This window comes from Massilia sp. Mn16-1_5, assembly GCF_004798585.1.
Classification (GTDB): Bacteria; Pseudomonadota; Gammaproteobacteria; order Burkholderiales; family Burkholderiaceae_D; genus Telluria.
Genome location: NZ_PPXQ01000014.1, coordinates 1 through 19,511 on the forward strand (window position 1 = coordinate 1; position 19,511 = coordinate 19,511).

General features: G+C 62.4%; 15 protein-coding genes and 1 pseudogene. 5 read left to right on the plus strand and 11 right to left on the minus strand.

Features of this window, described 5'->3' with window-relative positions:
• Nucleotides 1-124: 124 nt before the first annotated feature.
• On the minus strand, nucleotides 125-1,372 hold the full coding sequence (locus tag C2862_RS17055) for an HlyD family secretion protein (protein ID WP_136221341.1): 1,248 nt from the start codon (nucleotides 1,370-1,372) through the stop codon (nucleotides 125-127).
• A 546-nt stretch (nucleotides 1,373-1,918) separates the two neighbouring features.
• On the opposite strand from C2862_RS17055, the pseudogene C2862_RS17060 reads away from it, so the two are divergent.
• A pseudogene (locus C2862_RS17060) lies at nucleotides 1,919-3,053 on the plus strand (IS3 family transposase).
• A gap of 147 nt (nucleotides 3,054-3,200) precedes the next feature.
• Here C2862_RS17060 and guaA read toward each other — a convergent pair.
• Nucleotides 3,201-4,811: a glutamine-hydrolyzing GMP synthase gene (guaA, locus tag C2862_RS17065; protein ID WP_136221342.1), complete on the minus strand. Its 1,611-nt coding sequence runs from the start codon at nucleotides 4,809-4,811 to the stop codon at nucleotides 3,201-3,203.
• A gap of 139 nt (nucleotides 4,812-4,950) precedes the next feature.
• Entirely contained in the window at nucleotides 4,951-6,411 is a 1,461-nt protein-coding gene (gene guaB / locus C2862_RS17070; RefSeq protein ID WP_136221343.1) for an IMP dehydrogenase, read from the minus strand.
• A 152-nt stretch (nucleotides 6,412-6,563) separates the two neighbouring features.
• Between guaB and C2862_RS17075 the strand changes: the two genes are divergently transcribed.
• A complete protein-coding gene (locus C2862_RS17075) occupies nucleotides 6,564-7,061 on the plus strand; it encodes a DUF4124 domain-containing protein (RefSeq protein WP_136221344.1) in 498 nt (165 codons plus the stop codon).
• A 165-nt stretch (nucleotides 7,062-7,226) separates the two neighbouring features.
• On the opposite strand, the gene C2862_RS17080 is transcribed toward C2862_RS17075, so the two are convergent.
• From C2862_RS17080 to C2862_RS17090, 3 genes are all read right to left on the minus strand, one after another.
• Nucleotides 7,227-8,420, minus strand: a complete 1,194-nt coding sequence (locus tag C2862_RS17080) for a diguanylate cyclase (RefSeq protein WP_136221345.1) — start codon at nucleotides 8,418-8,420, stop codon at nucleotides 7,227-7,229.
• A gap of 233 nt (nucleotides 8,421-8,653) precedes the next feature.
• The gene (locus C2862_RS17085; RefSeq protein ID WP_136221346.1) at nucleotides 8,654-8,962 is read right to left on the minus strand and encodes an RnfH family protein; all 309 of its coding nucleotides are present in this window, start codon (nucleotides 8,960-8,962) and stop codon (nucleotides 8,654-8,656) included.
• Entirely contained in the window at nucleotides 8,955-9,386 is a 432-nt protein-coding gene (locus C2862_RS17090) for a type II toxin-antitoxin system RatA family toxin (RefSeq protein ID WP_136221347.1), read from the minus strand. Before C2862_RS17090 ends, C2862_RS17085 begins: the two co-directional genes overlap by 8 nt.
• A 98-nt stretch (nucleotides 9,387-9,484) precedes the next feature.
• On the opposite strand from C2862_RS17090, the gene smpB reads away from it, so the two are divergent.
• Nucleotides 9,485-9,934 carry an SsrA-binding protein SmpB gene (gene smpB / locus C2862_RS17095; protein WP_136221348.1) on the plus strand — a complete coding sequence of 150 codons (450 nt, stop codon included), beginning with the start codon at nucleotides 9,485-9,487 and terminating at the stop codon, nucleotides 9,932-9,934.
• A 118-nt stretch (nucleotides 9,935-10,052) separates the two neighbouring features.
• Here the strand turns inward: smpB and C2862_RS17100 are convergent, their stop codons facing one another.
• Nucleotides 10,053-11,219 (minus strand): multidrug effflux MFS transporter, encoded by a 1,167-nt coding sequence (locus C2862_RS17100; RefSeq protein WP_136221349.1) that lies wholly within the window; start codon nucleotides 11,217-11,219, stop codon nucleotides 10,053-10,055.
• A 202-nt stretch (nucleotides 11,220-11,421) separates the two neighbouring features.
• On the opposite strand from C2862_RS17100, the gene C2862_RS17105 reads away from it, so the two are divergent.
• Nucleotides 11,422-11,844 carry a hypothetical protein gene (locus C2862_RS17105; protein WP_136221350.1) on the plus strand — a complete coding sequence of 141 codons (423 nt, stop codon included), beginning with the start codon at nucleotides 11,422-11,424 and terminating at the stop codon, nucleotides 11,842-11,844.
• Between the two features lie 39 nt (nucleotides 11,845-11,883).
• On the opposite strand, the gene lepB is transcribed toward C2862_RS17105, so the two are convergent.
• The 3 genes from lepB to C2862_RS17120 all read right to left on the minus strand — a co-directional run bounded on the left by lepB (nucleotide 11,884) and on the right by C2862_RS17120 (nucleotide 14,031).
• Nucleotides 11,884-12,555 (minus strand): signal peptidase I, encoded by a 672-nt coding sequence (lepB, locus tag C2862_RS17110; RefSeq protein WP_136221351.1) that lies wholly within the window; start codon nucleotides 12,553-12,555, stop codon nucleotides 11,884-11,886.
• Nucleotides 12,556-12,658: 103 nt separating this feature from the next.
• Nucleotides 12,659-12,844 carry a hypothetical protein gene (locus C2862_RS17115; protein ID WP_136221352.1) on the minus strand — a complete coding sequence of 62 codons (186 nt, stop codon included), beginning with the start codon at nucleotides 12,842-12,844 and terminating at the stop codon, nucleotides 12,659-12,661.
• Nucleotides 12,841-14,031 (minus strand): PepSY domain-containing protein, encoded by a 1,191-nt coding sequence (locus C2862_RS17120; RefSeq protein ID WP_136221353.1) that lies wholly within the window; start codon nucleotides 14,029-14,031, stop codon nucleotides 12,841-12,843. The genes C2862_RS17115 and C2862_RS17120 overlap by 4 nt, the downstream gene beginning before the upstream one ends.
• A 110-nt stretch (nucleotides 14,032-14,141) precedes the next feature.
• Between C2862_RS17120 and C2862_RS17125 the strand changes: the two genes are divergently transcribed.
• Complete coding sequence (locus tag C2862_RS17125) at nucleotides 14,142-16,331, plus strand: TonB-dependent siderophore receptor (RefSeq protein WP_136221354.1); 2,190 nt, start codon at nucleotides 14,142-14,144, stop codon at nucleotides 16,329-16,331.
• Here the strand turns inward: C2862_RS17125 and C2862_RS17130 are convergent.
• The gene (locus C2862_RS17130) at nucleotides 16,328-19,498 is read right to left on the minus strand and encodes an NACHT domain-containing protein (RefSeq protein WP_136221355.1); all 3,171 of its coding nucleotides are present in this window, start codon (nucleotides 19,496-19,498) and stop codon (nucleotides 16,328-16,330) included. The genes C2862_RS17125 and C2862_RS17130 overlap by 4 nt on opposite strands.
• Nucleotides 19,499-19,511 lie beyond the last annotated feature (13 nt).

Sequence of the window (19,511 nt, forward strand, 5' to 3'; positions counted from 1 at the left end):
CCTACTCGCACCGCTCGGCTATATACCGCCAGCCGAAGCTGAGGCAAACTATTACAAGCAACTGAGCAGTCAAGCCATTCCGGCCTGACTCACACTAACCGGCCTCCACGAAAGCCGGGGCGATTCATAGACCTTGTTCTTTCCCGTAGGTCTTAATTGTCTGCCGCGCCAATCTCACCTTAATCCGGTACAGCGCTTCGTTGTTGAATCTATTGCTGTTTTGCTGTGCGTTACTGAGGATCGTGCTCGCCAAACTCGACGGCAGTTCACCCGGGGCGAACGGCGCCGTACTGATATCGCTCACAACACCGCGTTGCAAGCCGAATTTTTGATATGGGAACGCTTGATAACGGATAAGTACTTCCTGCCCTCGAGCGACGAATCCCGCCGCTCGGCTGGGAGCATATAAGTGCGCCTCGAGTTCCCCTATGCTACTTTCACTCTTGGGTGTTGGTTGTGCCGTCGCAATAATTACTGCAAGAACTTGACCGACACTCACCGCCTGACCTGCCTGATTCGTAACGGTCGTGAGGACACCCGACTCCCGTGCAGTAATCATGAGTGATTTGCGCGAACTGTTTTCAGCCATTTCACGCGCTAAGCTTGATTTCGCACGGGAAATTTCCGACAGTTCACTTGCCATGGCCGTGTCAAGCCCGCGCAGCTCTGCTTCAACATCGCGTCGGTTCGCTTCAAGTTGAACAATATTGCGAACAACATTGCTCGCGCGCGTCTCCAGGTCGAGCAGGTCTTCTTGCTTCTGCTGTACTTGAGCCGACGACATATAACCGCTTGCCTGCAGCGATTCGTATTGTTTGAGGCTGCGTTCGGCTAATCGTAAGCGTCTCTGCGCCAATATGAGTTCTTCTTTAACCTGTTTGATTTCAGCAGCCAAACTCTCGACACGCTGTTGTAGCGCCAGCCGTCGCTCTTGATTTTGGGCGATACGAAAGCGTTGCTGGTTGTCCAAGCTACGTACTTCAGCCGCAAGTTGCCGGGATACGATCTCCGACACTTCCCCAGAGGCGACCTGCCGCTCAATAGACAATTCGAACAATGTCTGCCCCTTATGGACGTATTCTCCTTCTTGAAACATGCTCTTTATTAGTACGCCTGATGAGGGAGCGATTATGCTCAGGCTACCGCCCGCTGGCACAGTGATACCTATCACGCGCGCCTTTCTAGTAACACTTCCTACAATGATGAGGTAAATAAATGCTGTGCCGATCAGCAATGCTCCTACTGTAAACCACAGCGCCGAAATCGGTCGTGCGAGCCGTATGCTTCCGAGATCACCCTTGTTCGCCGCAGAAAATATCTCAGCTCGGAACAAGGATACGCCGGACTCAGCTGATTTCGACTCGATATTCAAGAATGTCTCCGTATTACCAATATGTTTAGCTCAACACATAATATCCGGACAAAAGTTGGCATCAGCAATTAGTAGCAGACGCATTACTACGAGTATGCAACTCTCGGCCGAACAAGGAAGGCTTGGTGGAATTTTTATTCACATAACATACTTAACGATAAGAGGATCTCTGCGTTAGGCATGTCAGGCCACGAAACTACTTTAATTTTACAAAACTTTTAAGATTGATCGGCTCGCTGCAAATTATTCCTCTCAAATAATCCGTTTCATTTTATTTTCAGCTTTATAGTGTGCTTCAGTGTATGTGACGATAAAGTATCTAGGCCTGCGCAGCATCATAATGTTTCCTCCAGGAACTTGATCCACTGCATAAGTTAGCCCATCGGAGGAACCCATCCATTGGCTCGCCCCCCTCTTTCGGAAGGTTCAGTCAGAGTGCGCCGAGTAGTGGACTTCCCCCACTCCGGTGGACATTTCTGACCTATGATTGGACTTCCCCACTCCGGTGGATATTTCTGACCTATGATTTGTGCATAGGAGAAATGAATGAGTACACAGCGTTACACGCCGGAATTCAAGGAAGAAGCAGTCAGACAGGTGGTAGAGCGGGGCTACCCGGTACCGGAGGTTGCGGCCCGGTTAGGGGTATCAGCCCATAGCTTGCACAAGTGGGTCAAGGCAGTGATGCCGACCAAGGACGAAAAGCAAAGTGCCGAGCTGGTCGAAGCAAAAAGCGAGATCTTGCGGCTGCATTCTCAGATGCGCCGGCTGGAAGAGGAGCGAGATCTGTTAAAAAAAGCCGCACGGTACTTTGCCAGGGAGCCCGAGTAAAGTACCGGTTCATGAACGAGCATCGGCACGAGTTTTCGCTTGTGCTGATGTGCCGGGTATTGAAAGTGGCCCGAGCCGGGTGTTACCAGTGGCTGCATCAACCGATCTCGGAGCGGGCAAAGGAAGATGCTCGGCTCGTCGAAGTGATCCGGCATTCCTATTCGGCCAGTGGCGGCGTCTATGGCGCGAACCGGGTTTTTGGCGACCTACGAGAGGCTGGCGAGACCTGCGGCCGCAATCGTGTAGCGCGGCTTATGCAGATCAATAAAATCAAGGCGGTACGCGGCTACAAGGCACCCAGAAGGATTGCTGGGCGGCCTTCGATCATTGCTCCCAATCGCCTGAATCGGGAGTTTACCGTCGACGCGCCTGACCAAGCTTGGGTGACCGACATCACCTATATTCGAACTTGGCAGGGCTGGCTTTATCTGGCTGTCGTTGTCGACCTTTTCGCACGCAAGGTTGTGGGCTGGTCGATGAAGCCGACCTTGTCGCGCGAGCTGGCGATCGACGCTTTGCTGATGGTGGTTTGGCGGCGTAAGCCCAAGAACCCGTACTGGTGCATTCAGACCAGGGTAGTCAATACGGCAGCGATGACTGGCGGCGCTTCTGCAAGGCCAATAATCTTGAACCAAGCATGAGCCGTCGCGGAAATTGTTGGGATAACGCTGTGGCCGAATCGTTCTTTAGCAGTCTGAAAAAGGAACGTATCCGAAAACGTATCTACAAAACCCGGGATTTGGCCCGGGCCGATATCTTCGATTACATCGAAGTCTTTTACAATCGAACCAGGCACCACAGCCATCTGGGCGGCGTCAGCCCGGAGGCCTTTGAACGCGCCTCAATGTGAGGTCGGAATTTGTCTACCGAACTGGGGGAAGTCCACTACTTGTTCGAGCATGTCCATCGGAAAGTAAAAAAAGCCGTTGATCATTCATCCGAAAGATCAACGGCTCTACAGCTTCCACTTCAAAATCAGCTATCTAGAGAAGTCCTGTCACTCCCACTCGATCGTCGCCGGCGGCTTCCCCGAAATATCATAAACAACGCGATTAATCCCGCGCACCTCGTTGATGATCCGGTTCGACACTTTACCGAGCAGCGAGTGCGGCAGGTGCGCCCACTGCGCCGTCATGAAGTCCAGCGTCTGCACCGCGCGCAGCGCGACCACGTACTCGTAGGTCCGGCCGTCGCCCATCACGCCCACCGATTTCACCGGCAGGAACACGGCAAAGGCCTGGCTGGTCGCTTCGTACCAGTTCACCGGCGCCTTGCCGGCGTCGATGCCGGCCACCGGCGGCAGTTCGAACGGGGTGTTGCGCAGTTCTTCGATGAAGATGGCGTCGGCTTCGCGCAGCAGGTCGGCGAATTCCTTCTTCACTTCGCCGAGGATGCGCACTCCCAGGCCCGGGCCCGGGAAGGGGTGGCGGTAGACCATGTTGTGCGGCAGGCCCAGCGCCACGCCGAGTTTGCGCACTTCGTCCTTGAACAGTTCGCGCAGCGGTTCCAGCAGTTTCAGGTTCAGGGTTTCCGGCAGGCCGCCCACGTTGTGGTGGCTCTTGATGGTTTGGCCCTTCTTGCCCTTCCCTGCCGATTCGATGACGTCCGGGTAGATCGTGCCCTGGGCCAGCCATTTCGCGTTGGTCAGCTTGCCGGCTTCGACCTGGAAGACTTCGACGAATTCGCGGCCGATGATCTTGCGCTTCTGCTCGGGGTCGTTCACGCCGGCCAGGTGGCCGAGGAACTGCTGTTCGGCGTCGATGCGGATGACCTTGACGCCCAGGTTCTTCGAGAACATGTCCATCACCATCTTGCCCTCGTCCTTGCGCAGCAAGCCGTGGTCCACAAAAACGCAGGTCAGCTGGTCGCCGATGGCGCGGTGAATCAGGGCTGCGGCGACGCTGGAGTCGACGCCGCCCGACAGGCCAAGGATGACCTCGTCCGTGCCGACTTGCGCGCGGATCTTTTCGACGGCTTCGCCGATGTAGTCGGGCATGTTCCAGTCGGATTTGCAGCCGCAGATCTCGTGCACGAAGCGGCCGATGATGGCTTCGCCTTGCGTGGTGTGGGTGACTTCCGGGTGGAACTGCAGCGCGTAGAAGCGGCGCTCTTCGTCGGCCATGGCGGCGACCGGGCAGCTATCGGTCGAGCCCATCAGCTTGAAGCCTTCCGGCATTTCCAGGACCTTGTCGCCGTGGCTCATCCAGACCTTCAGCATGCCGTGGCCTTCATCGGTGACGAAGTCGTTGATGCCGTTCAGCAGTTTCGTATGGCCGCGGGCGCGTACTTCGGCGTAGCCGAATTCGCGGACCTTGCCGTTCTCGACCTTGCCGCCGAGCTGGGCGGCCATGGTTTGCATGCCGTAGCAGATGCCGAGCACGGGGACGCCGAGTTCGAAGACGGCTTGCGGGGCGCGCGGGGAGTCGCCTTCCAACGTGCTGTTGTGGCTGCCGGAGAGGATGACGCCAGAGGCGCCGTAGTTGCGGACGAAGTCGTCGCCGATGTCGTAGGGGAAGACTTCGGAGAAGACGCCGGCGTCGCGGACGCGGCGGGCGATCAGTTGGGTGACCTGGGAACCGAAGTCGAGGATGAGGATTTTGGAGTGCATTGAGGCCAATTTATAGAAGTAATCAGTGTCGGTGGTGGCGTCCGGCGTCGCGGTCGATCACAGGGTGAGACCGCGTGGGCATGAATGCCCACCCTACAAAAGCGTATAGAAAAAGCGGCCGCTATCGGCCGCTTTCCTATCATTCCGAACGGTAGTTCGGCGCTTCCTTGGTGATCTGGACGTCGTGGACGTGCGATTCGCGCATGCCCGCCGAGGTGATCTCGACGAATTCCGCCTTTTCGCGCAGTTCGTCGATCGTCGCGCAGCCGCAGTAGCCCATCGACTGGCGCACGCCGCCGACCAGCTGGTAGATGATCGCGAGGACGCTGCCCTTGTAGGCGACGCGGCCTTCGATCCCTTCCGGCACGAACTTCTCGGCTTTCGCCTGCGCGTCCTGGAAGTAGCGGTCGGCCGAACCTTCGGCCATCGCGCCCAGGGAACCCATGCCGCGGTAGGATTTATAGCTGCGGCCCTGGTAGAGAATGACTTCGCCCGGCGCCTCTTCGGTGCCGGCGAACATCGAGCCCATCATGACGGTCGAGGCGCCCGCTGCGAGTGCTTTCGAGATGTCGCCCGAGAAGCGGATGCCGCCGTCGGCGATGCAAGGGACGCCCGTGCCTGCGAGGGCTTCGGCCACGTTCGAAATGGCCGTGATCTGGGGCACGCCGACGCCGGCGACGATACGGGTGGTGCAGATGGAACCTGGGCCGATGCCGACCTTGACCGCGTCCGCACCGGCCTCGACCAGCGCCTTGGCGGCCGCTGCCGTGGCGATGTTGCCGCCGATGACGTCCACATGCGGGTAACGGGTCTTGATCATCTTGACGGCGTCCAGGATGCCCTGCGAGTGGCCGTGGGCGGTGTCGACCACCAGCACGTCGACGCCGGCCGCAACCAGCAGCTCGACGCGTTCGCGGTCCTTCTCGCCCACGCCGACCGCCGCGCCGACGAGCAGCTTGCCCTGCGCATCTTTCGATGCAAACGGGTGCTCGTGCGACTTCAGGATGTCTTTCACGGTGATCAGGCCACGCAGCTCGAAGGCCTCGTTGACGACCAGCACGCGCTCGAGGCGGTGCTTGTTCATCAGGCGCTTGGCCTCGTCGGTGTCCGCTTCCTCGTTGACGTAGACGAGTTTCTCGCGCGGGGTCATCTTGGTGCGGGTTTCCGCATCCAGGTCTTCCTCGAAACGCAGGTCGCGGTTGGTGATGATGCCGACCACTTGCTTGCCTTCCACCACTGGGAAGCCGGAGAAGCCGTGCTGGTGCTGGAGGGCGATGACGTCGCGGATCTTCATCGTCGGCGGGACGGTGATCGGATCGCGCAGCACGCCCGCTTCGAAACGCTTGACGCGCGCAACTTCGCGCGCCTGGTCGGCCGGGCGAAGGTTCTTGTGGATAATGCCGATGCCGCCTTCCTGCGCCATCGCGATCGCCAGGCGGGCTTCGGTCACGGTGTCCATCGCCGCAGAGAGCAGCGGGATGTTGAGCGTGATGTTGCGAGTCAGCTTGGTGCGAAGGGAGGTGTCGGCCGGAAGAACATTGGAGTAGGCCGGGACGAGCAGCACATCATCGAACGTGAGTGCTTTTTGGAGTAGACGCATAGCATTTTCCTATAGGCGCAAAAGCGAATTATACAGAAAGCAGCGAATGTCGTCGCACGTTGGCTAAAAAAGACCTTCCCGATCGGCTTTCATTGACAGGCTGAACGAATCATGAGGAAATCTCGAATCGTACTCACAGGAAACTTTCGATCATGCTTCGCTCCCGCTCATCCCGTCTTGCCGCCCTGCTCCTCTTCTGCTGCGCGGGAGTGGCACAGGCCCAGTTCGTCTGGATCGGACCGAACGGCACGCGCCAGTATTCCGACCAGCCGCCGCCGCCCGGCACGCCGGCTTCGAAGATCCTGAAGGCGCCGGGCCGCCCTGCCCCGGCGCAGGAGTTGCCGGCGCAGTTACCGCCGAGCCTTGCGCCCGCCGACAAACCGAAGACGCCGACCTTGGCCGAACGCGAGGCCGACTACCGCAAGCGCGCAAAGGCACGCGACGAGCTCGAGAACAAATCGCAGGCCGAAGCGCAACGCGCCGCCGCCCGCGCCGAGCAGTGCGAGGGCCTGCGCAAGAACCAGCGCATCTACCAGTCAGGCATGCGCATCGCCGATGTGGACGGCAAGGGAGAGAAACGCTACCTGAGCGACGCCGAACGCGCCGCCGCGGCCGAACGTACCTCCCGTCAGCTGCAGGATTGCCGCTAATTTATTCGACGTGTACTCGTCGTTTTTGTAGGGGTGGGCGAGGCCAATGGTCTCGACTACGGCTTTATTGGGCGCCCCGTGCCCACCAAATTGAGAAGCAGGCACAGCGCGTGTATTCGGTGGGCACGGGGCGCCCACCCTACGTGATACGGGGTGATTCGACGTTTAGCGCCACTCGCGGCGTTCGGGCACCGGCACGACGCGCGGCGGCATGGGCGCGCTGACCACGCGGTTGCGTCCGTCCGCCTTCGCCACATACAGCGCCGCATCGGCGCGCGCCATCAGCTCGGCCAGGGTTTCGTTCGGCGCCAGCGTGGCCACGCCGATGCTGACCGTGTAGGCAACCGGCAGGGTCGACGGCGCCTGCGGCAGCGAGCGGTCGAGCGCCGTACGCAGGCGCGCGGCGACGTCCATTGCCGTCTGGTGGCTGGCGTCGGGCAACAGCACCGCAAATTCCTCGCCGCCCATGCGCGCGCAATAATCGATCTTGCGGATCACCTGCTGCGCGTGCAGGACGATGTCGCGCAGCACGCGGTCGCCGGTGGCGTGGCCGTGGGTATCGTTGATGCGCTTGAAATGGTCGGCGTCGAAGACCAGCAGCGACAGGCTGCTCCCGATGCGTTCCGCGCGCGCATGCTCGTGCTCGGCGAAGTTGAAGAAGGCGCGGCGCGACCAGGCGCCGGTGAGATGGTCGTGGTCGGCGGCGTAGGCGGTGTCGCCGATCACCCGGGCGTTGGCCATCATGACGGCGCCGAGCGTCAGGGCCGGCAAGGCCAGGGTACCGAATGCGAAGAAGGCGAGGTTGTACACGGCCGGCTCCAGGAAGCTCAGCGTTTCGCCCACCTGCAGGGCATAGAAGATGCCGCGGCAAGCGTGGACGCTGCCGAGCACGAAGGCGGCGCGGCGCGTGAACAGGAAGGCGTAGCGCAGCCGCGCTTCCGGCCCCGCGGGGATGCTACGGCCGATCGCGATATAGACGGAAAAGTGGAACAGCGAGACCACCACGGTACGCATCGGCAGCGCATCGACGCCAATGTGAAAGAAGACCAGGCCGGCCATGGTCGCGGTACCGCCCAGCAGCAGCGGCCGCGTCGGCACCGCCTGGCCGAGGTGGCGCCGGAACCCGGCCAGCATCAGCGCGACCGAGCCGATGAAGAGCAGGTTCGCGCCTTCGATCGAGAGGACGTCCGGCAGCACGCCGCGCGAGGCGAACAGCAGCAGCGCCAGCACGGCCATCGCATTGCCCTGCCCCCACTCGCGCACGCCCTGCACCCCGCTGCCCTTCAGCGAGGACAGCACGAACAGCATCACCACCGATAAGGCGGTGGTTACCAGCAATAGACTCAGGGCACTCAGCATCGGCGGCGACAATCAGGATGAACGGCGGCGCGAGCGCCGGCTCCCTCCGAAGACCGCACGGAATCCCGGCAAGCCCGCCTCATCGGCACGGCCTGCTCGAGCGTGATGTTATGCAACACGGGTACAGAGGCAAGCTCGGGATAGTAGCAAAGAAAGACGTGCTTGCGACCACTTTTTGCTGTATCGCAACAATTATGCGCGCTGGACGCGCATTGTTTCCTGCTTTGGAATAATCAGGCGGCCGGCCTGGCGGCAGCCGCATCCTTTTTCGCCGCGCGCTTGCGGCGCGAATCCTTGGGATCGGCGATCAACGGACGGTAGATTTCGATGCGGTCATTGGCCCGTAACACCGTGTCCAACGTCTTCTTTTTCGCAAAGATGCCGACCGGCTGGGTCACCAGGTTGATTTCCGGGAAGGCAGCCAGCACGCCGCTGGCTTCGATCGCCTGGCCGATGGTCGTGCCCGGCGCTACGTGCATGAGCTGCGAGAATTCCTGCTGCGGCCTGGCGTAGCAGACCACGACTGGCAGCAGCTCAGCCATAGATCGCCTCGGCCCGCTTCGAGAAGGAATCGACCATGGTGTTGGCGATCATGCCGAACACGGGACCGACCAGTTGTTCGAGGATGATGCTGGAGAACTCGTAGTGCATGTCGAAGTCGATCTTGCAGGCATCGGCACGCAGGGACTTGAAAGTCCAGGTTGCCTCCAGCACCTTGAAAGGGCCGTCGACGAGATGCATCTTCATCTGGGTGGGACGCATGTTGTGGTTCGAGGTGGTGAAGCTTTGCTTGACGCCATGGAAATTAATGCCAAGGGTGGCGACCAGCTTGTCCTCCGTGCGTTCGAGGACTTTCACACTGCTGCACCAGGGCAGGAACTTCGGATAGTCTTCCACTTTCGCCACCAGATCGAACATCTGTTCTGCGCTATAACCCAATAAAACTGATTTGTGCACTACTGCCATTGGTCAACCGTTTGTTATGATGTTGGATAAGTTGCATTTTGCGCCAACTTCTGGCGCGGCAGCGCTAGTTTAACCGACCCGCGGATTTTCGCTATTTCATGAGCATCGCTGACAATAAAAAAGCATTTTTCGACTACTTCATCGAGGACCGTTACGAGGCGGGCCTGGTCCTGGAGGGTTGGGAAGTCAAGGCCATCCGCGAAGGACGGGTCAACATCAAGGAAGCCTACGTGGTCGTGCGCGGGGACGAGCTGTTCCTGTTCGGCTGCCACGTCAGTGCCCTGACGACGGCCTCCTCCTTCAGCCACCCCGAGGCGCTGCGCACCCGCAAGCTGCTGCTGCACCGTGCCGAGATCGACAAGCTGCGCGGCAAGGTCGAGCGCTCCGGCTATACGCTGGTGCCGCTCAATCTGCACTACAAGGGGGGGCGCGTGAAGTGCGAAGTGGGTCTCGCCAAGGGCAAGAAGCAGCACGACAAGCGGGCGACGGAGAAGGACCGGGATGCCAAGCGGGAAGTCGCGTCGGCGATGAAGACCCACCGGCGTTAATGAGCGGCGGGTGTGCACACGTGCGTAACGCGGGCATGCCCGCCCTACGTTGCGCATCAGTCCGTGGCAGCAGCGAACCGTAGGGCGGGCATGCCCGCGCAAACGGCGTGCATTGCGATCACGCCAGCTTACTGGCCCTCCACGCCCCAAAACTCAGCAGCAAGCCCACTCCCACCCCGCACGCCAGCTTGAAGGCGCTATCGAACAGGATCGGCGCCACCAGCCCCGACACCAGCGCAAACGACATCATCTGAATAAACCCCAGCATCGACGAGGCCAGCCCGCGGTTATCGGGAAACAGCCCCAGCGCCGTCATCTGCACCGCCGGCATCGCCACGGCCAGGCCGAAGGTATAGATCGCCAGCGGCAGCACCGCCCAGGGAATCTCGGCCTTGAAGACCGCGTTGTAGCCGATGTTCAGCACAGCCGCCACCAGCATGGTGCCGAAGCCGATCCACTTCAGGCGCCCCGCTGCCATGTGCGCGGCGCGCTTGCCGCCCCAGGCCGAACCCGCCACCATGCCGCCGATCAGCGGGATGAACATCCAGGCAAAGGCCGTCTCCGGCAGGCCCAGGATCACCATCACGAAGTTCGCGGCGGAGCCGATGTAGAGCGACAGCCCGCCGAAGGCCAGGCCCACCGACAGCGACAGCAGCAGGAACTGCGGATGGCGCAGCACCTTCATGTAGTTGGCGGCGATCGTGCCCGGATGGAAAGGCTGGCGCTTCTCGACCGGCAGGCTTTCCGGCAGCAGGCGCAGGGTCATCACGATCAACAAGGTACCGAAGGCGGCCAGGAACCAGAAGGTCGAGCGCCAGCCGTAGTGCACGTGCAGCCAGCCGCCGACGATCGGCGCGATGGCCGGCGCCAGGCCGAACACCATCATGATGTGCGACATCATCTTCTGCGCCTCGGCGCCTTTCAGGCGGTCCTGCACGATGGCCTGGCCGATCACGGAACCGGCGCCCGCCGACAGGCCCTGCAGCGCGCGGCAGGCCAGCAGGAAGCCGAAGCTCGGCGCAAAGGCGGCGCCCACCGAGCCGATCGTGTACAGCACCAGCGCGACCAGGATCACGCGGCGGCGGCCGAAGGAATCGGACAGGGTGCCGTAGAACAGCATCATGAATGCGAAGCAGAACAGGAAGACCGAGAGGGTCTGCTGGACGGCGACGTTGCCGACGCCGAAGTCGCGGCCGATGGCCGGCATCGAAGGCAGATAGGTGTCGATGGCAAGGGCCCCGGCCATGCCGAGGCAGGCCAGGACGACGGTAAGAACTCTGTACATCGGGGACTTTCAGTGAAGCGGGAGAGGCCGGGATTGTACAGAGATTTACGCCATGGCATCGTCGCCTGTCATTTCCTGACGTTCTGTCTTCGCCCGAATCGAGACAGTTTGGTGATGCCGCCTTGCCGCAGCTTGTGAACATGCGAAGCCGCCCTAGACTGAATCGTCCAAGGGATTTTTGTTTGTTCAAAAGGAGACGATCATGCGCCCCCTGGCTTTGCTGCTTCCGGCCACGCTGCTCCTGACCGCCTCGAGCGCGCCGGCCCAGACCACCCCCTACCCGCCGGCCGACACGGCGGCCATCTCGACCGTCGAGGTGACGGCCCCGGCCAAGATCATCCGCATCCGGCCCGAACAGGCCGAGAAGATCGGCGGCACCTATGACATGTCGAACGGCTGGCACCTGAAGGTACGCACCACCTCGCGCTACATCGACGCGACCATCGACAACCAACGGCCGATCCGCCTGGTCGCCACCACGCCCTACCACTTCAGTTCGGGCGACGGTAATGTCAGGATGGAATTCAACCGCGGCGAATATGGCGACGACATGCTGATGAGCTATGTGCCCGCACCGGGCCTGGCCGCCATCGTCGTCAGCGCGGCGCCGATCGCGCAGCGCTGAGGAAAGCCCGCGTGGAGTCGGGACTCCACGCCTGACAGCTCATTCGTAAAGCGACATGCCGAAGCGCTCGAAGCGCGGCGTCCAGTTGTTCAGCGTGTCCGCCGAGACCAGCACGCGCTCGGCGCGACCGATCAGCAGATTGCGCGGCACGAAGCCGATGTAGCGCGAGTCGTGGCTGTTGTCGCGGTTATCGCCCAGCATCATGTACTGGCCGGGCGGCACCGTCACGGGGCCGAAGTTGCGGGCCGGGGTATCGACCCTCGGAATGAACTGGACGCGACGCTCGTGCCCGTCGAGATGTTCGCTGATGCGCAGCGCCGGCACCTCGACCTGGCCGATCGGCTCCATCACCTGCTGCACGGCGTCGTACTGCGCCTGCTTGCCGTTGATGATCAACATCTCGTTGCGCATCTCGACCACGTCGCCCGGCAGCGCCACCAGGCGCTTGATCAGGCGCGTGCCGTCCTTGGGGGAGCTGAAGGTGACGACGTCGCCGCGCTGCGGCTCGCCCATGTGGGTGAGGATAGTGTCGGTCAGCGGCAGCTTCAGGTCGAAGGCGAGGCGGTTCACGAAGACCACATCGCCCTCCAGCAGGTTGGGCCGCATGGAAGAAGAAGGAATCGGGTTCCAGTCCGCGACCGCCGTTCGGAACACGCCGAACAGCAGCAGGAAAGCGATAAGGCCCTTGTTGGCGCGGATGAGGTTCTTCACTGGCGTCTCCCGATGGGTGGTGGTTGGTATGGCCACCGTTATACGGGCGAATCCTTTGGAAAGACTTAAGCTTCTATCAACTCGCTGTCGTTCAAGCCTGCCTTCAGCGCGGCTTAAGCTTCCAGCCACGCAGGCTGTGCCAAAGGCCCAGCGCCACCGGGATGCCGAGCGCGAAAGCGGACACGGTGTCCCAGATCCCGTCGCCCAGCAGCGCGCTGATCAAGCCAATGGTGGTGAGCACGCCGAGCAGGATCGGCATGCCCCAGAGTTTCATGAAGGGGGTATTCATCGTCTTTCTCCGCTACGTGCCAGTACCGGTGCGGCCTGGCTGATCCCTGTTCCCTGCTGCGCGGCTGCCTGCGCGTGGCGCTTCACGGCGCGCCCGCGCTGGACCCACAGGTACAGGCCGCTGCCCAGCACCACGATGGTGGCGACGTCGAGCAGCGCCCACAGGAGCTTCATCCAGCCGCCGCCATAGTCGCCGAAGTGCAGCGGCTGCGAGATCAGCAGCGCCGTCAGGTACCAGGGCAGCTCGCGCTGATCCGTGATCGCCCCGGTCTGGGCGTCGATCAGCACCGGCTTGTACAGGCGCGAACTGAAGGCCTCGTTGCCGCGCATGTAGACGCCGTAGTGATGCGGGCTGGCGAAAGGCGTACCGGGGAAGGCGACGAAGCCGACCTGCATGCCGGGCGAGACGCGCTCGGCCAATTTGACGGCCGCGTCCATCGAGGCCAGCCGGGCCGGCGGCGGCGCGCCTTTGTATGGCGCGAGCATGTCGGCGATCTCGGTCGCCTGCCAGTATTTCAGCAGCACGTCGGCCCAGGTGTTGACCATGCCGGTCGCGCCCACCACCAGCGCCCACACCAGCGTGACGATGCCGAGCAGATTATGGAGATCGAGCCATTTGAGACGCTGCGTGCGGCCGTGGCGCACGGTGCCGAAGTCGAGCTTGCGCATGAAGGGCGCGTACAGCACGACGCCGCTGACGATCGCGACCAGCAGCAGCAAGCCCATGAAGCCCAGGAAGAGTTTGCCGGGCAGGCCGGCGAACAGGTCCACGTGCAGGCGGAACATGGTCGACATGAAGGCGCCGCCCTCGAAGGCCGGTTCGACGATGACTTTCGCCGTGCGTGCGTCCACCGCGATCGGCTTGTAGTGTTCGTCGTTCGGCGTGTCGCCCAGGGTCACGTTCCAGATCGCCGGCTCGTCGGCCTCCTGCGAGATGTACATCGTAAGCTTGTTCGGATACAGGGCGCGGGCACTGGCGATGACCTCGTCGATGTTCGCGCGCGGCGGCTTGGCCGCCAGCTCGGGAGACAAGGCCGGCGCCTCGACGTCGTTGCCCAGCAGGTGGCCGATCTCGTGGTGATAGATCAGCGGCAGGCCGGTCAGGCACAGCAGGAGCATGAAGACGGTGCAGACCAGGCTGCTCCATTTGTGGATCCAGGACCAGCGGCGTAGGGAGTGCGAAGACATGGGGATTTTCTTGATGTTGAGCCCAGATAATAATGGTTCTCATTTACAGCCGCAAGCTTTGCGCGCATAATAATGAGAACTATTCTCATTTCAAAAAGAACAAGCCTCTCATGAATCAATTCCGCCTGAACCCTCTCGCCCTCGGTGCCCTGCTCCTGTCCGCCGGCTACGCTTCCGCCCAGACCACCGCTCCCGACACCACGGACCAGCCGATCCAGACCGTCGTCGTCACCGCCTCGGCCGATGCCTCGGCCCAGGGCCTGCCCAAGGACTACGCCGGCGGCCAGGTCGCGCGCGGCGGCCGCATCGGCCTGCTCGGTAACGTCGACATGATGGACACGCCCTTCAACACCACCAACTACACGCAGGCCCTGATCCAGGACCAGCAGGCGCGCAGCGTCGCCGACGTGGTGCAGAACGACCCGTCGGTGCGCGTGGCGCGCGGCTTCGGCAATTACCAGGAGCTGTACGTGATCCGCGGCTTCGCCGTGAACTCGGACGACCTCGCGTATAACGGCCTGTACGGCCTGCTGCCGCGCCAGTTCGTCGCCTCCGAACTCCTGGAACGCGTGGAAGTCTTCCGCGGCGCGAACAGCTTCGTGAACGGCGCGGCGCCGGGCGGCGGCGGTGTCGGCGGCATGATCAACCTCGTGCCCAAGCGCGCGCCGAACGCGCCGCTGAACCAGGTGACGGTCGGTGTCGAGAGCGGCGGCCAGCTGTACGGCGCCTTCGACCTGGCGCGCCGCTTCGGTCCGGAGGGACGCTTCGGCCTGCGCGTCAACGGCGTGCGCCGCGACGGCGACACCGCCATCGACCGCGAAGAGCGCGAGCTGAGCGTGTTCTCGGTCGGCGCCGACTACCGCGGCCGCGGCTTCCGCGTCTCGGCCGACGCCGGCTACCAGAACCACCAATTGAACAATGCGCGTCCGAGCGTGACCGTGGCCGCCGGCCTGCCAATCGTCGCCGCACCCGACGCCGACAGCAACTGGGCCCAGCCCTGGACCGTGTCGAAAGAGCGCGACGTGTTCGGCACCCTGCGCGCGGAAGCGGACCTCGGCGCCGACTCGGTGGCCTGGGCCGCCTTTGGTGCGCGCAAGGGCGACGAATCGAACATCCTGGCGTCCGCCACCGTCACCGCAGCGGACGGCAGCGCCACCATGACCCGGTTCGACAACGTGAGGGAGGACGAAGTGCGCACCGGCGAAATCGGCGCCCGTACCAGCCTGCGCACGGGCTCGGTCGGCCACACGCTGTCGGCCACCGCCTCGGGCTTCCATTCGGAGTCGAAGAACGCCTACGACCTCGGCGACTTCTCAGGCTGGTCGACCAACATCTACCGCCCCGTCGACATCGCCGCGCCGGCCACCGGCTTCTGGCCGGGCGGCGACACGAACAACCCGCTCCTGACCCGCAAGACCATCTTGTCCAGCGCCGCGATCGCCGACACCCTCTCCTTCGCCGGCGACAAGGTCCTGCTGACCGTCGGCCTGCGCCACCAGCGCATCAAGGACGCCGGCTTCGACTACGTGACCGGCGCCGAAACCTCGCGTTACGAGTCGAGCGCCAACACGCCGGTCGCCGGCCTCGTCTACAAACCGGTACAGGGTGTCTCGCTGTATGCGAACTATATCGAAGCCCTGCAGCAGGGCACGGTCGCCAGCAGCGGCGGCTTCGGCGCGCCGCTCGCCAACGAAGGCCAGGTGTTCGCACCCTATGTCTCGCGCCAGAAGGAAGTCGGCGTCAAGGTCGATGCCGGCAAGTTCGGCGCCAGCGCGGCCCTGTTCACCACCGGCCAGCCGCAGGCGAGCGTCGTCGACAACGTCTTCGGCCTGTTCGGCGAACAGCGCAACCGCGGCCTGGAACTGTCGGTGTTCGGCACCCCGGCAAAAGGCCTGCGCCTGCTGGGCGGCGCCACGCTGCTCGACAGCGAACAGCTGCGCACCAACAACCCCGCCACCGACGGCCGCGAAGCCATCGGCGTGCCGGAAATGCAGTTCAACCTCGGCGCCGACTGGGACGTCCCGAACGTGCAAGGCCTGTCGCTGAACGCACGCGCCCTGTACACCTCGACGCAGTACGCCGACGCCGCCAACCTGCAGAAAGTGCCGTCCTGGACGCGCCTGGACATCGGCGCGACCTGGGCTACGCGTTTCATGGAGCGCAACCTGACGCTGCGCGCCCGTGTCGACAACGTGCTGGACAAGAACTACTGGGCATCGGCGGGCGGTTATCCGGGTTACGGCTACCTGGTGGCGGGTGCGCCGCGCACGGTGAGCGTGACGGGGACGATCGACTTCTAGTCATCCCGATCGAACCTGTGCGCCCTTGCTAACACCTCGTACATCTCCTGGCGTTCCGGCTGGGGCGCACCGAAGCGTCGTTCGAGTCGCGCCAACATGTCGGCGTTGAACGGGTGCGCAGGACCGTTCTGATACAGCTTTTGTCGCAAGGGTTCAAGTGTACTGCCATCCTCCACCTGAACAAGGACACGCGCGAGCTTGGTGCGAAAAGCTTTGGCTAGGGCGGGAAGCGAACTGCGCCGGACGCCCAGGCTGTAGAACAACAGCGGGGCGCGCACGCGACCGCTGCCGTCCGCCGCAAGCTTGAGGGCCGCCCGGAAGAACGTCCGATACGGGCCTGTTTCGTCCCACTCCAGCTTGCGAAGGATCGTTTCGAGCGCCTCGGAGGCGGCGCGCCGGGCCCGCTGGTCTGTGGAAGTAATGACCCCGCCGAACAGCTCGGTAACGAGCGGCCAGTGTTCAGGTGGGACGGCAAAGGGATCGAACCGTGCTAGACAGCCGTAAGGATCACGCTTGTCCACTGCGCCGCTGAAGATGGCCCGCAGTGGCACGTGCGCCTCCGCGCCCGCCAGCATGACGAGCCACCAGATATCGGTCCAATACAATGCGTCGAGCGCCCCGAACAACTCGTCGAGATGATGACGGTACGGCTTGAGTGTCAATGCGCACAACAGAAGACGGCGTCGGCTTCGTCCGGGGCCGGCCAGCGCAAGCAGTTCATCGGTCATCGCCTCCCACTCGCCGTTCGCGCCCGGGACAGGCTCATGAACCACAGCCCGGACCAGGGCTTTGAAGAAATCGTCGACGACTTCGTCGACCGCTGCGGCTGATTTGCGTGCCCGTCCAAGCGCATGGCGCGCGAAACCGAGCGGATAAAGGGTGGCCAGGTTCGTGGTCACGTCCCTGCCGACGAGCTTTAGCCTCATGCAGCAAGACAGCGTTTCCGGCAATGCCACGGCTGCCGCTTCAAAGAGGAGCGCCGTCGCGATCGCGTGACGGATTCCTCCTCCGGCTTGCCCGGCCAGCTCTTCGAGCAAGGCCATGCTGTCGATCGGGTGGCTGCGGACCATGTCGCATATCGTGGCCGCAAAGGGCGTAACCGTACGGCCGCGCGCGTCCGGATCGAGCCAGAACTTCCAACGCCAGTCATCCTCGTCCTCGTGATCGGCTAGTCGCATGAGCAGGTCGAACCGGTCCGGCACCGGCAGGCGCAGGTCATCCATCAGCTCATGCAGATTCGAGGCATACAGCGCTAGATTAGTCCAGTTCCATGCGTCGAAAATCTCGCGCAGGACCGGAAGATGACGACTGTGATCCTCAACCTCTGCCATGATCCGTGCGGCGAGTTCGTACCAGGTCCCTGAGTCCTCCCGAATGCGGGGCAGAACGGCCGCCAGCAACGCAGGCAGCTCGGCTTCCCTGCCGGGCAACTGGGGAGCCAGCGCGATCGCACCGAGAAAAATCGGATCGGTCCTGCCCTCCTCAACCGCCAAAAGCGCCTTCCCGACGTCGAGTTCAAGGGCGATCAGATACTCGGCCAAATCGTCGCTCTCTGGCCGCAGCCACGGGGGTTCGCTGACCAGAATATCCTCCCGATGCAGTTCGTCGAGGAGGGTCGTGTTACCGAGGAAGTCCTTCGAGCGTATCCGCGCATCCGGCACAGCCGCCAAGGCCCGACTAAGATCGCCGAAAGCACGTTCGACATCGATCCTGCCGAATGCAAGAGTAAGCGTTGCCTGTCGCTGTGCCACGCTGCTGTCCAGCAGCCTCGCGCGCGTCACCGGCCCGCCGAGCTCCCCCTTCAACTGCGACAGGCGGCGAATCAGCGAAGGCGTCCGCAAGGGACGATGATGCTTGATCGGTGACAGCCCATAGGCGCGGTATAAGGCCTGCGCCTCTTCATCCGACAACAAACCCAGATGGCAGGGCTGGTGCACCGGGGTGCTCATGCAGCTTCCGATTCTGCGCCATTCTTCGTTGCGCGAAACCAATATCACGCGCGACGGCAGCTCCGCCGCTGCTGCAAGTGAATTCTCGATCCAGGTCGGCAGCTTGCCCCGCGCCTGCGCCGAAACTCTGTCCAAGCCATCCACCAAGAGTAACCGGTTGTCCGCCTCCAGCCAGCGCCACACTGCCGCCGTCATGTCAACACCGGTCAATTCCGCCGGGATCGCGTTCGCCCTGAGCAGACGGGCGAGCGTCTCGGCGAGGTTGACATCGGTATCGGCAAGATCCTCTCCCTTGATGAGCAGAACCTTCCAGCCGGGTGGAGGCGAGTCCAGTAGATTAGCTGCCCACGTCGTCTTCCCGTGGCCTGATCCGCCGGTGAGTACGAACACGCGTTCTCCCGAGCGCAGGAAGTCGGCGAAAGCGCGATCGATGACGGCCGACGGAACATAGGCCCCGGATGCGAGGTTGCCGGTTCGCTTGAAGCGGACAATCGCCTGATGCGCCAAGCGATCGACGAGCATGCCGACTTGCTCCGCGTCCGGCGACACAGGCACGTCGCCAGGACCACGAAAAAACCAGCGACGCACGTCCGTGTGCGCGATCAGGCGAAGCGAGATCGCCGTCTGCCCGACATGGGCAAAGCGCAGGCCCTGTGCGATGGCAATGACCTGGCGCGCCTCGTCCTCGGGCGAGATGCCGTGCGGCGAGGCCTTTTGCAATGCTTTGCTCGCCTTACGTGCCGCCTCTACGTGATCGACAAGGGTGGCCGCGTGCTCCTTGAAATAACGGTTCGGCTCCATGAAGAACTTGCCCGCCTCTTTCGTGACATCCCGCGCCGTCCAGAACTCGTAACGAAAATCTTTCGCCTGCGGCATCAGGGAAGGGTTGCGAAGCGCAAAAAGCAGGAATTTGAACAACTCTTTGAGCACGTCGCTCATCCCGATCGACTTTGCGTAGCGCTTGCACTGCACTACGCCGACCGGCAACTGCTCTCTGTACAAAACCACGTCCCGGCCCTCGTCAGCCCCATAGCTCAGGAGCAGGGCGGAATCATACAGCTCCTGACTCGGACTGTCCGCATCAACCAGAAGGTGGGCCAGCACCTCGAACTGGCGGTCGGTCAGGTAGGTGAGTGGAAAGGTCTGGTCCTGCGCGACATAGCAGGCCTGCTTGCACTGCGTCGAGCGCGTGGCTGCTGTTGGCAATAATGTACACATCCGTGAATTGCTA